Here is a 12,504-nt window from a genome sequence, read left to right on the forward strand (position 1 = left end):
AATTCCCTGACGGGATTTGCCCAAGCTGGCCAACGAAGCTGGCCCTTGGATGTTGCTCGGAGCTAACGACGGATGGACTTGACGCCAGGCTCAATCGTTCTGCGGGCGCAGGCCGAAGGTGGCAGGCTTGAGGCCGTAGCGCATGTCGAAATCGTCGTCCGATTGGACGCGGGTGGTGGCCGGCGGCTTGCGATAGTCGGGATCGCCTGCCTGCCTGCCGGAATCGACCACTTCGGCGAACGGCATGCCCTGCGGCTGCGGCTTGGGCACGTTACGCAACCGCTCGACGATCGCCACCAGATCGACGTCGTCGTTTAGTTTCGCTGCTTCCTGCTGCTCTCGCTTCGATGCACCGGGAAGCAACTCGGCGGGCAGTCTTTCGAACTTCAGCCGCATGGTCGTCGCCACGCCTTCGCCGAAGGCGATGGCTTCGCGCTGGCCCATGGACGACAGGAAGGCGAGCGTGGAGGCGGACGAGTCGGCGATGGCCGAACGGATGATCGCCTGGTCCTGCTCGTTGGCGAGGCGCATGGCGAAGAAGGTCGAGCACTGCGACAGGATGGTCGGGTCGAGTTCGCCCGGACGCTGGGTGACGACGCCGAGATAGCAGCCGTATTTGCGGCCTTCCTTGGCGATACGCGACAGCGCGTGCCTAGTCGGCGCGAAGCCGAGGCGGGCGTCGGCCGGCATGTAGCGATGCGCCTCTTCGCACAGCAGCAGGAGCTGCAGCTTGCCTTCGCTCCACAAAGCAAGGTCGAAGGCCAGGCGCGCCAGCACCGAACAGACGGAATTGACCACTTCGGAGGGCATGCCGGCCATCTCGAAGCAGGTCACCGGGCGGCCGTGATGCGGTACGCGGAAGATGTTGCCGATCGTCTCGTGGATGGTGTCCTCGATCAGACGCGAACTGAACATGAAGCGGTAGCGCGGATCGGCGGCCGCGGATTCGATGCGCGTCTTCAACGATTTGAGCGTCGGGCGCTCGTTCTTGCTTTCGAGCATGCCCATGCGCTCGTCGATCTGCTTGAGCAGGTCCGCGATGCGGTAGGGTATCGGCGTATCGGCGGTCAGCGCGTCGTTGCCGCGCCTGAGGTACGCGCCCGAATTCGGGTTGCGGTAGAGGTTCTTGGCGAGCGGAATGAGGTCGCGCAAGGCGTCGATCTCCTCCGGCACCGTCTCGCGCCCGCGAAACAGCACCTCGGCGAACTCCTCCAGCTTGAACATCCAGAACGGCAGGTCGAGCGTCTTGGAATCGACCCTGACACAATATTCGGGCAGCGATGCCGCGAACTCGTTGTGCGGGTCAAGGATCAGGATGCGCAGATCCGGCCGCGCTGCGATCGATTTGCGCAGCAGGAGCGAGACGGCGGTGGATTTGCCGACGCCGGTGGTGCCGACGATGGCGAAGTGGCGCGCCAGCGTGTCGTCGATGGCGATGTTGGCGGCGATCGTCTCGTCCTGCGACAGCGAGCCAATGGTGATGGAATGGCGGCCGGCCAGATCGTAGACCGCCTGCAGATCCCGGCTGCGGATGCGGTGCGCGACGGCGCCGATATGCGGATAAGTGGTGATGCCGCGGTCGAAGATCGGCTTGGCGCCGGGCTCAGCACCGTCACGCACTTCGCCGATCAACTCGATGCTGACCTCGATGGCGTTCTGGCCTTCATTGTTCCAGGCGCGGTCCGACTTGCCGATCGCATAGACGAGACCAACGGTGCGCGTCGTGCCCAGGTTGATCGAGATCATCTTGCCGACCGTCCACAGGCCGGTGACCGCGCCGTCGACTTCATCTGCAAAGGCGCTGATGGTGGCGCGGGCGCCGTCGCATTGCACGACATTGCCAAGGATGCGCCTGTCGTTCTGCTCCGCGTGGCGGCGCTCCTGCGATGTCGGTTCTCCGACGGAAGCTTCGCGTTCGACAAACATGGACAGGACAATCCCCATTTCCCTGGAGCATCGACCCTACAGGAACGGGGTTAAGGTCGGGTGAGGTCGGATGGTGTAGAGAGGATTAAAGAGCCAGCTAAAATTGTCGCGAGATGGCTCTTCTCCCATCTTGTCTCCAATCTTGGAATTTCGCTATACTGGACGAATGGATGATATAGCGAACGACATTTCCTCCACCATCGGCAGGCGCATACACGCCGAGAGGGTCATGCGTGACTGGTCGCTGGCGGAGCTTGCCGAGCGATCCGGGGTTTCCAAGGCTATGTTGAGCACGATCGAGCGCGGCAAGACCAGCCCGACCGCGGCTCTTCTGGTGCGGATCGCCGCGGCGTTCGGCATGACGCTGTCGACGTTGATCGCACGGGCGGAATTGCAGGGTGGTGGGCTGCTGCGCGCGAGCGATCAACCGGTATGGCGCGATCCCGATACCGGCTATGTCAGGCGGCATCTTTCACCGGCCTGCGACATGCCGCTCGAACTGATCAAGGTGCATCTGCCGGCGGGCGCCAAGGTCAGTTTTCCGGCCGCATCCTACGCCTTCATCAAACAGCAGATATGGCTGATTTCCGGGCGGCTGGAATTCATCGAGGGCAATGTGGCACACAGGCTCCAGCCCGGCGACTGCCTGGCGCTTGGAGCGCCGTCGGACTGCACCTTCCATGCGCTGGAGCCGGGCGCCGACTATCTCGTCGCGCTGGTCAGGGGCTGAGATCATGGCAAGACGGCCAAAGCGCTCCCACAATGGGGGGCCGCCTCTCGATGACTACAAGGGACCGCCATGGGGCAAGGGCGATCCCTACATCTTCCTCGCCTGGCAGGCCGCCCATGCCAAGGCGTGGAAAGCGCCGAGCCGTGATGTCATGCTGATGCGCATGGACAAGGCCGAGCGGCTGGGCCTGACCTATGAGGAATACACGCTCGAGATCCTCGAGCGCGGGCGTCATCTTGGGCAAGAAGACGCCGACCGCATCAGCGCCATCAAGGCCGCGCGCAAACGGCGCCGTGTGCGCCAACTGGGCTGACCGGGACGAGCTTGCTTCACTCATTTCACTGCTTCCAAAGGATATCGAAGGCATGAATTCCATCGAAATCGAAGCTCTCGGCGCACGTCCGGACACGCTGGCGATGCTGGCCGACCTGCTGGTCGAAACGGTTGCCGCCGGCGGATCGGTCAGCTTCATGCATCCGCTGGCACCGGAAGCGGCAACCGCATTCTGGGAAAGATCGCTGGCAGCGGCGGCAAAAGGGGAAAGGGCGGTGCTTGGCGCCTGGGACGGCAAGGCCCTGGTCGGCACCGTCACCCTGCTGCTCGACTGCCCACCCAACCAGCCGCACCGGGCCGAGATCGCCAAGCTGATGACATCGGTCGAACACCGGGGCAGGGGTGTCGGGACGCGCCTGATGCGGGCCGCGGAGCGTCTCGCCGTCGAGAAGGGGCGCACGCTGCTGGTTCTGGATACGGCGACGGAGGAGGGCGCTTCGGGCCTCTACGAGAGGCTTGGTTTCACCCTGGCCGGCGAAATCCCGGACTATGCGCTGAAACCGCATGGCGGCCTGACCGGCACGCTGATCTACTGGAAGCGTATCGGCACACGGGTAGGGGTATAGTCAGGCCGAGGCCACACCGGAGAGGCGCCCCAGCAGCCAGGTGCGGAAATCCTGCTCGGCGCTGGTGAGCTGTGCGGTCGATGCCTTGGTCAGGAAATGCCCCGAGCTGCTGGAAAGCTCGAAATCCGAGAGCCTGACCAGTGTTCCGCTGTCGAGCGCCGCATCGATCAGCGGGCGCGACCCCAAAAGCACGCCGGCACCGGCGCGCGCCGCTTCCATGGCGGCGACGAAACTGTCGAAGCGGTGCGATCGCTGGAGGTGGCCAGCCAATCCGGCCGCCGCGAACCATTCCGCCCACATTTCGCGTGCACCGGCGACCAGAAGCAGCGGCAGGGATGTCCAGTCGGCATCGGCAGCCAAGGCTGGAGCCGCCACCGGCACCAGCCGCTCGGCGGTCAGCCTGTCGGCTTCGCGCCCGGGAAAGGCGCCGTTGCCGAAGCGGATATCCAGCACCGACCCCGGCAGATCGTAGTCGGTCGGGCGGTGGATCGTCACAAGATCGAGCTGGATGCGCGGCAGTGCCTGGGCGAGATCGGGAAGTGCCGGAACCAGCACCAGCAAGGCGAAGGAGATCGGCACCCGGATCGAGACGGTCTGGACGGCGCGCGGCTCGAACAGCTCCGTCGTGCTGCTGGAGATGGTAGCGAAGGCCGACTGGATGTGGGGCAGGTAGGCGGCGCCTTCCGGCGAGAGCGCGACGCCTCGCGCCAACCGCGAGAACAGCCGGGTCTTCAGCCGCTCCTCCAGAAACCGGATGTGCTGGCTGACGGCCGCCTGGGTGAGGCCGAGTTCGGCGGCCGCCGCCGTGAAATTCGACAGCCGCGCGGCAGCCTCGAAACTGCGCAGCCAGTCGAGCGGCGGCAAGGTGGGAATGGTTTTTCGAGGCATTAGCTATCTGCGGTCTTTGGCCAAAAAATGATAATTTGAGTTATGCCTTTCGTGGGGCGAACATGCAATCGAAACCCCGCGGATCGGGCCGTGGGGTGTAGCGGACAGGGACGGATTTCCATGCTCACCCACGCGCTGGTTGGCGACGAAGGCAGAACAATCGAACTTGGCTGGAAGGACGGGAGACGCACCCGCTTTCACGCCATCTGGCTGCGCGACAACGCGCTCGACGACAAGACGCGCAGCGCCGGCAACGGCCAGCGCCTCATCACCATCCTCGACATTCCGGCCGAGACGAGAATTGGCGCGGCGGCGATCAAGGCTGGCATGCTGGAGGTCAGCTTCGTGCCGGAAGGAAAAACGGTCAGCTTTCCCGCGCAATGGCTGAGTGCCAACGCCTATGACCGCGATGAGCTTCGCCAGCCGGGCTGGACGGGCGATATCCAGCGCTGGACGAAAGCGACGATGCAGAATTCGCTGCCGCGCACCAGCTACCCGGCAGCCAGTCACGGCCGCGGTGTCCTGAGGGAATGGCTTTCGGCGGTGAGGACCTATGGCTTTGCGGTGATGGACGGCCTGCCGGCCGAATCCGGAGCCCTCTGCAAAGTGTCCGACCTGTTCGGCTACATCAGGGAAACCAATTACGGCCGCTGGTTCGAGGTGCGCGCCGAGGTCAATCCGAACAATCTTGCCTACACCAATCTCGGCCTCCAGGCACACACCGACAACCCCTATCGCGATCCGGTGCCGACGCTGCAGATCCTGTCCTGCATCGAGAATACGGTGGAGGGCGGCGAATCGAGCGTTGTCGACGGTTTTGCCGTCGCGGCTGCCTTGCAGGCCGAGAACCCGGAAGGCTTCCGCCTGTTGAGTTCATGCCCGGCGCGTTTCGAATATGCCGGCTCGTCGGGCGTGCGGCTGCAGGCCAAGCGTCCGATGATCGAGCTCGGTCCCGATGGCGAACTGATCTGCATCCGCTTCAACAACCGCTCGCTGGCGCCGACCGTCGACGTGCCCTTCGCCGACATGGAGGCCTACTACGCCGCCTATCGCCGGTTCGCCGAGCTGATCGAGGATCCGTCCTTCGAAGTCACTTTCAAGCTCGAGCCCGGCCAGGCCTTCATCGTCGACAACACCCGCGTCATGCATGCCCGCAAGGCGTTTTCGGGCACCGGCAAGCGCTGGCTGCAAGGATGCTACGCCGACAAGGACGGCCTGTTGTCGACGCTCGCCGCGATCGAGCAGGGTTTCAAGGTGGCCGCGGAATGAGCGGCCAGGATTTGAACGCGGACAACATCGTCGAATTCATCGCCGACATTTTCGAGCGCCGCGGCGCGGAATCCTATCTTGGCGAGCCGGTGACGATGTCCGAGCACATGCTGCAGGGGGCATGGCTGGCGGAGCAGGACGGTGCGCCCGAGGTGCTGGTGGCGGCCGCGCTGCTGCACGACATCGGCCATTACACCAGCGAGTTCGGCACCTACTCGCCCGAGGATGTCGAGGACAAGCACCATGACGAAGCCGGCGGCGAGGTGCTGGCGCCGTTCTTTCCGCCTGTCATCGTCGAATGCGTCAGGCTGCACGTGGCGGCCAAGCGCTATCTCTGCGCCACCGACCCGACCTATTTCTCCAAGCTGTCGCCGGCTTCGGTTCACACGCTCTCGCTGCAAGGCGGGCCGATGAACGCGGACGAGGTGGCCGAGTTCCGCAAGAACCCGTTCCATGAGGACGCCGTTCGGGTTCGCATCTGGGACGAGGGCGGCAAGGTCGCCGACATGAAGACGCGGGCGTTTCGCGATTATGTGCCGTTGCTGCAGCGGGTGGTTCGCGACTTCGCCAACCGCGCCTGACGCAACCAGTCACCGGGAGGAGACCGCCCATGTGCTTCTGCTTCGACGGCGACACTGCGGTCGCCGCACACCGGCCGGATGCGTGCCGCGAGCATCTACCTGACGCTCCGCCGCATCATCGATCGATCGCGGGGGAGGCCCAGCCGGCTCGCCCCGCCTTGCCCGACGAGCGCAAGGTCATCCAGCGCTGGGCCGAGGCAAGCGGCGTGACGTTGCGCGGCTGAAACGAAGGCCCGCGCGGCGAACATGCCGCGCGGAGATTCAAGAAGGCTGGGTGTGTCGTTAGCCTTTGTGGTGCACCTGCTGAAGTCCGTAGACCGGCGTCGGCAGCCCGGCATGCCTGGCTTTCAACTGCAGCGACAGGAACTGCGAATAGTGGCGCGACTGGTGCAGATTGCCGCCGTGGAACCACAGCGCTTCCTGTTGCGTCGGCTTCCACATGTTGCGCAACTCGCCTTCCCAAGGGCCGGGATCCTTGGTGGTGTTCGAGCCGAGGCCGCAGCACTTTCCGACCTTGTCCGCCGTTTCGCGCGATATCAGATCGGCGGCCCAGCCATTCATCGAGCCGTAGCCGGTGGCGTAGACGATAAGGTCGGCAGGCAGTTCCGACCCGTCGCTGAGCAGAACCGAATGCTGCTTGATCTCTTCGACGTCGACACCGCTCTTCAGCTTGATCGACCCGTCGATGACCAGCTGGGAAGCGCCGACATCGATATAGTAGCCGGAGCCTCGCCTGAGGTACTTCATGAACAGGCCTGACTCGTCGTCGCCCCAGTCGAGCATGAAACCGGCCTTCTCCAGTCCCTTGTAGAACGCCGCGTCGCGTTTCTTCATCTCGGCATAGGCCGGGATCTGGAATTCGTGCAGGATCTTGTAGGGCAGGGAGGCAAAGATCAGATCGGCCTTGGCTGTGGTGATGCCGTTCTGAACCGCCTGTTCCGAGTAGAGGGAGCCCAGGCCGATTTCCATCAGCGTGTCGGATCTGGAGATATGGGTGCTCGAGCGCTGCACCATGGTGACGTCGGCGCCGGCCTCCCAAAGCGCGGCGGCGATGTCGTGGGCGGAATTGTTGGAGCCGATGACAACCGCCTTCTTGCCGGCATAGGCATCGGGGCCGGGATGCTTCGAGGAGTGATGCTGGTCGCCCTTGAAATTCTCCATGCCCTTGAAGTTCGGCAGATTGGCCTTGCCGGACTGTCCGGTGGCCAGCACCAGCTGCTTGGGTTTCAGGGTGATGTCCTTGCCGTCGCGGTGGACGACGACGGTCCATTCCTTCTTCTCCTCGTCATAGGAGGCGCTCTTGGCCTCGGTCGAGGACCAGTAGTTCAGCTCCATCACCTTGGTGTACATTTCCAGCCAGTCGCCGATCTTGTCCTTGGGCGAGAAGACCGGCCAGTTCTTCGGGAAATCGATATAGGGCAGATGGTCGTACCAGACCGGATCGTGCAGGCAGAGCGACTTGTAGCGCTTGCGCCAGCTGTCGCCGGCGCGCTCGTTCTTCTCGATGATGATGGCCGGCACGCCGAGCTGCCGCAGCCGCGCGCCGAGCGCGATGCCGCCCTGGCCGCCGCCGATGATGACCGTGTAGGGCTGCGTCTTGAAGCCGAGTTCGGCCGCCTCCTTCTCGCGTTCTTCCTTCCATGTCGGGCGGTTCTTGCCCGAGCCATGCCTGGCGCCCATCGGCCGCGCGAAGCCCGCCGGTTCCTCATGGCCTTTCAATTCGACCATGGTGGTCAGCAGCGTCCAGATCTTGCCGTCCTTCAGCCTGACATGGCCAAAGCCGCGCGCCACTTCGGTCTCGAAACTGATCCAGCCTTCGATCAGCCCGTCGCTCTCGGTCGCGTCCTCATCCCTGGCGATGGCAAAGCGTGATGGCTTGGTCTTCGACAACTGGCTCTTCAGCATGTCGCGGACCTGGTCTTTGCCTTCCATGGTCTTGATGTTCCAGGTGAAGGTGACGAGGTCGCGCCAGTAGCAGTCCTCCTGAAAACAGCCGACTGCCTTCTCGATGTCATTGGCGGCCAGGGCAGCGCCGAATTGATCGAGCAGGTCGGACAGTTTCTTGTCTGGGGGCTTGTCGAGCATAAGTTTTCCTCCGTGAAATCCAGGCCGTCATGGTTGCTCCTCCCGACTTGCAAAGCCGGACAATCAAGTATTGGCAATGAGAATAGCCTTCGTCACGCCCCACCATAGTTTCGCGTGGCTTCAAGGACTTATCCGGAAAACATGCTGCCAAGCCGGTTTGACGCCGTGTCCGTCGCGAAATCGTGACGGGTATTTTTCAAATTGGGAAGCGGCTTCATCGGCGTCGCGATTTTTGCCGTTGACAGCCTGCCTTGCCCGCCCTTAGTGTCCGCCATCATGAAAAAGGCACTCATTCTCGTAGGAAGGCGCGTGGGCAAGGCGGTGTAACCGCCGGGCGAAAACCTCCCATGCGCAACACACAGGCTCCCTCGGGGGCCTTTTTTATTGCCTAAAACACGACTAAACGACCAGCAGCAGCCAAATGGCAACGCCCAAAGGGCGACAGTACGGGACCAAACCGATGAGCAACGGACAAAGTGAACGGCGCGAAATGCCAAGAGCCGAAATGACGGGCGCCGAAATGGTGGTGCAGGCGCTGAAGGACAATGGCGTCAAGCATGTCTTCGGTTATCCCGGCGGCGCGGTTCTCCCGATCTACGACGAGATCTTCCAGCAGGACGAGGTCGAGCACATTCTGGTGCGGCACGAGCAGGGTGCGGGCCACGCGGCCGAAGGCTATGCGCGCTCGACCGGCAAGGCCGGCGTCATGCTGGTGACCTCCGGCCCCGGCGCCACCAATGCGGTGACGCCGCTGCAGGACGCTTTGATGGATTCGATCCCGCTGGTCTGCCTGACCGGGCAGGTCCCGACGTCGCTCATCGGCTCCGACGCGTTCCAGGAATGCGATACGGTCGGCATCACGCGCCCCTGCACCAAGCACAACTGGCTGGTGAAGGACGTCAACGAACTCGCGGCGACGATACACGAGGCCTTCCATGTCGCCACGACCGGCCGTCCCGGCCCGGTGGTCGTCGACATTCCGAAGGACGTGCAGTTCGCCAAGGGATTTTATGTCCCGCCGCAGATCGCGCCGCGCACCAGCTACCAGCCCAAGGTCCAGGGCGATCTGGAGAAGATCAAGGCGGCGGTCGAGCTGATGGCGACCGCGAAGAAGCCGATCATCTACTCGGGCGGAGGCGTCATCAATTCCGGCCCGGAGGCGAGCCATCTCTTGCGCGAACTGGTCGATCTCACCGGCTTCCCGATCACCTCGACGCTGATGGGGCTCGGCGCCTATCCGGCGTCGGGCAAGAACTGGCTGGGGATGCTCGGCATGCACGGCACCTACGAAGCCAACATGGCCATGCATGACTGCGACGTGATGATCTGTATCGGCGCGCGCTTCGACGACCGCATCACCGGCCGGCTGACAGCGTTCTCGCCGAACTCGCGCAAGATCCACATCGACATCGACCCGTCGTCCATCAACAAGAACGTGCACACCGAAGTGCCTATCATCGGCGATGTCGGCCGGGTGCTGGAGGACATGGTGCGGCTGTGGCGGGCGACCGCCAAGGCCGACAAGAAGGCGCTCTATCCCTGGTGGGAGCAGATCGCCAAATGGCGCGGTCGCGATTCACTCGCCTACAAGATGAACCATGAGGTCATCATGCCGCAATACGCTATCCAGCGGCTCTACGAACTGACCAAGGACATGGACACCTACATCACCACCGAGGTCGGCCAGCACCAGATGTGGGCAGCGCAGCATTATCATTTCGAGAAGCCGAACCGCTGGATGACGTCAGGTGGGCTGGGCACGATGGGCTACGGCCTGCCGGCAGCACTCGGCGTGCAGATCGCGCATCCCGATGCGCTGGTCGTCGACATCGCCGGCGACGCCTCGGTGCAGATGACGATGCAGGAGATGAGCGCGGCGGTGCAGCACGATGCTCCGATCAAGATCTTCATCCTCAACAACCAGTACATGGGCATGGTGCGCCAGTGGCAGCAGCTGCTGCACGGCAACCGGCTGTCGCATTCCTACACCGAGGCGATGCCGGACTTCGTCAAGCTGGCGGAAGCCTATGGCGGCCACGGCATCCGCTGCGAAAAGCCCGACGAGCTGGACGACGCGATCAAGGAGATGATTTCGGTCAGGAAGCCGGTGCTGTTCGACTGCCGGGTGGCGACGCTCGCCAACTGCTTCCCGATGATCCCGTCGGGCAAGGCACACAACGAGATGCTGCTGCCGGACGAGGCGACGGACGAGGCCGTGGCCAACGCCATCGACGCCAAGGGCAGGGAACTGGTCTAGAGCGCGAAGCCAGGGCAGGGCTGTCGCGAGAAGCCGTGCGGAAACAGATCGTTAGATCAAGAGTTTGAAATCGAGATTCATGTCATGAACGCACAGCATCTTCAACCGACCGGCTCCGCCTACTTCATCGCCAAGGAGACGGAGCGGCCGGAAAACCACACGCTTTCCGTGCTGGTCGACAACGAGCCGGGCGTGCTTGCCCGGGTCATCGGGCTATTCTCCGGTCGCGGCTACAACATCGAGAGCCTGACCGTTTCCGAGACCGAACATGAAAAGCACCTGTCGCGGATCACCATCGTGACCCGCGGCACGCCGCATGTGCTGGAGCAGATCAAGCATCAACTCGAGCGCATCGTTCCGGTGCACCGCGTGGTCGACCTTACCGTGCGTTCGCACGAGTTCGGCCAGGAGCGGCCGCTGGAGCGGGAACTGGCATTGGTCAAGGTCGCCGGCACCGGCGAAGCCCGCGTCGAGGCGCTGCGGCTGGCCGACGCTTTCCGCGCGTCGGTCATCGACGCCAACACCGAACATTTCATCTTCGAGATCACCGGCAAGGGCTCCAAGCTCGACCAGTTCATCGCCATCATGAAGCCGCTCGGCCTGGTCGAGATCTGCCGCACCGGCGTGGCGGCGATGAACCGCGGCCCGCAGGGGATGTAAGAATTCATACGGCGTTCAGATTCTGCATTCACGTTGGGACAAGGCAGTCCGAAAGACGGTTTGAGAATTGGTGGCGCATGACCCCGCGACAAGAACTGGCGATACATGTGATGATGTACGCCATGATCGCATTCTCGATTTGGGTGCTTGCCCATGCCTGGGTGACGATGACTGTCCCTGTCGGACGAACCGTTGAATGGGTCGCCTATGCAGACAATCCAACGAGATTCTGGGATGGAATCTTCTTCCATGCCGGATGCATCGTCGTCTTCAGTTGGTTTCTTTGGTGGCTGAAGTATAGCCGTCGTCGAGACTGATCGCCCCAATTTATCCGGTCGGGCGCGCCCGGGAAATCAGCCGTCGGATCGCGGCGGGCGCATTGGACCAATCGAATGAAGTTGCGTCCGGCGCCCGGTCGATTTAGTCAACATTACTGACCTTTGTGAGCCGTCATGACCCTCGACGCATTCCTCGCACTTTTGGTCTACGCCTTCGTGACCTCGATCACGCCGGGGCCGAACAATCTGATGCTGCTGGCTTCAGGTGTGAATTTCGGCCTGGTCAGGAGCGTGCCGCATATGCTTGGCATCAGCATCGGTTTCCTGGTGCTGCTGCTTGCCGTCGGCCTTGGCCTTGGTGCCGTGCTGACGGCGTTTCCGGCGCTGCATACGGCGTTGAAGATCGCCGGCGCCGCCTATCTGCTCTACCTCGCCTGGAAGATCGCCATGTCGCGCTCGTTCGCAGGCAAGGGCGAGGCAAGCGGGCGACCGATGCGCTTCATCGATGCGGCGGCGTTCCAGTGGGTCAATCCCAAGGCCTGGGTAATGGCGATCACCGCCATGGCCGTCTACAGCAATCCGGAGCACCCTTTCCTGTCGGTGGCGCTGATCTCGGTGGCCTTCACCATCGTCAACCTGCCGAGCGTCTCGGTATGGGCGGGATTCGGCACGGCGCTGCGCGGTTTCCTGTCGGATCCGGTACGGCTGAAATGGTTCAACATCGGCATGGGCGTGCTGCTGGCGGCGACGCTTTGGCCGATGTTGAAATAGGACTTCCTCGGGGCTCGTCGTAGCTTCGGCCAGCGGCCATGCCGGGTGCACATCCATTGTGCAGTGCACATTAAATCTTCGTAATGCCGTGTTTTGGCCCTTTTCCGACAAAGGCGTGTCCTATCTATTCGGCGAAATCGCGGCAGTGAGCCGTGAGTTG

The 12,504-nt window shown here is 63.0% G+C and carries 13 protein-coding genes; 10 read left to right on the plus strand and 3 right to left on the minus strand.

Translation table 11 applies throughout. The annotated features are described in order from the left end of the window. Positions 1-90 precede the first annotated feature (90 nt). Positions 91-1,926, minus strand: a complete 1,836-nt coding sequence (locus LB568_RS19720; RefSeq protein WP_013894752.1) for an ATP-binding protein — start codon at positions 1,924-1,926, stop codon at positions 91-93. Between the two features lie 166 nt (positions 1,927-2,092). Between LB568_RS19720 and LB568_RS19725 the strand changes: the two genes are divergently transcribed. The 3 genes from LB568_RS19725 to LB568_RS19735 are packed head-to-tail and all read left to right on the plus strand — an operon-like array spanning position 2,093 to position 3,555. Beyond that, positions 2,093-2,656 carry an XRE family transcriptional regulator gene (locus tag LB568_RS19725; RefSeq protein ID WP_224731050.1) on the plus strand — a complete coding sequence of 188 codons (564 nt, stop codon included), beginning with the start codon at positions 2,093-2,095 and terminating at the stop codon, positions 2,654-2,656. A gap of 4 nt (positions 2,657-2,660) precedes the next feature. After that, positions 2,661-2,969, plus strand: a complete 309-nt coding sequence (locus LB568_RS19730; protein ID WP_224731051.1) for a hypothetical protein — start codon at positions 2,661-2,663, stop codon at positions 2,967-2,969. A gap of 52 nt (positions 2,970-3,021) precedes the next feature. Then, on the plus strand, positions 3,022-3,555 hold the full coding sequence (locus LB568_RS19735) for a GNAT family N-acetyltransferase (RefSeq protein ID WP_013894756.1): 534 nt from the start codon (positions 3,022-3,024) through the stop codon (positions 3,553-3,555). Here the strand turns inward: LB568_RS19735 and LB568_RS19740 are convergent, their stop codons facing one another. After that, positions 3,556-4,443 carry a LysR family transcriptional regulator gene (locus LB568_RS19740; RefSeq protein ID WP_224731052.1) on the minus strand — a complete coding sequence of 296 codons (888 nt, stop codon included), beginning with the start codon at positions 4,441-4,443 and terminating at the stop codon, positions 3,556-3,558. It abuts the gene before it with no gap. Positions 4,444-4,563: 120 nt separating this feature from the next. On the opposite strand from LB568_RS19740, the gene LB568_RS19745 reads away from it, so the two are divergent. The 3 genes from LB568_RS19745 to LB568_RS19755 are packed head-to-tail and all read left to right on the plus strand — an operon-like array spanning position 4,564 to position 6,517. Next, the gene (locus tag LB568_RS19745) at positions 4,564-5,712 is read left to right on the plus strand and encodes a gamma-butyrobetaine dioxygenase (RefSeq protein ID WP_224731053.1); all 1,149 of its coding nucleotides are present in this window, start codon (positions 4,564-4,566) and stop codon (positions 5,710-5,712) included. Continuing rightward, the gene (locus tag LB568_RS19750; protein WP_013894759.1) at positions 5,709-6,293 is read left to right on the plus strand and encodes an HD domain-containing protein; all 585 of its coding nucleotides are present in this window, start codon (positions 5,709-5,711) and stop codon (positions 6,291-6,293) included. Before LB568_RS19745 ends, LB568_RS19750 begins: the two co-directional genes overlap by 4 nt. Before the next feature lie 29 nt (positions 6,294-6,322). Beyond that, a complete protein-coding gene (locus LB568_RS19755) occupies positions 6,323-6,517 on the plus strand; it encodes a hypothetical protein (protein WP_224731054.1) in 195 nt (64 codons plus the stop codon). A 58-nt stretch (positions 6,518-6,575) separates the two neighbouring features. Here LB568_RS19755 and LB568_RS19760 read toward each other — a convergent pair whose 3' ends face one another. Next, positions 6,576-8,378: an NAD(P)/FAD-dependent oxidoreductase gene (locus tag LB568_RS19760; RefSeq protein WP_224731055.1), complete on the minus strand. Its 1,803-nt coding sequence runs from the start codon at positions 8,376-8,378 to the stop codon at positions 6,576-6,578. Positions 8,379-8,883: 505 nt separating this feature from the next. Here LB568_RS19760 and LB568_RS19765 point away from each other — a divergent pair. From LB568_RS19765 to LB568_RS19780, 4 genes are all read left to right on the plus strand, one after another. Then, a complete protein-coding gene (locus tag LB568_RS19765; protein ID WP_013894762.1) occupies positions 8,884-10,635 on the plus strand; it encodes an acetolactate synthase 3 large subunit in 1,752 nt (583 codons plus the stop codon). 84 nt (positions 10,636-10,719) lie between these two features. Beyond that, complete coding sequence (ilvN, locus tag LB568_RS19770; protein WP_013894763.1) at positions 10,720-11,295, plus strand: acetolactate synthase small subunit; 576 nt, start codon at positions 10,720-10,722, stop codon at positions 11,293-11,295. 122 nt (positions 11,296-11,417) lie between these two features. After that, positions 11,418-11,612 carry a hypothetical protein gene (locus LB568_RS19775; RefSeq protein ID WP_224731056.1) on the plus strand — a complete coding sequence of 65 codons (195 nt, stop codon included), beginning with the start codon at positions 11,418-11,420 and terminating at the stop codon, positions 11,610-11,612. A gap of 135 nt (positions 11,613-11,747) precedes the next feature. Then, a complete protein-coding gene (locus LB568_RS19780) occupies positions 11,748-12,344 on the plus strand; it encodes a LysE family translocator (protein WP_013894764.1) in 597 nt (198 codons plus the stop codon). Positions 12,345-12,504 lie beyond the last annotated feature (160 nt).

Source organism: Mesorhizobium sp. B263B2A (assembly GCF_020165775.1).
GTDB classification, from domain to species: domain Bacteria; phylum Pseudomonadota; class Alphaproteobacteria; order Rhizobiales; family Rhizobiaceae; genus Mesorhizobium; species Mesorhizobium opportunistum.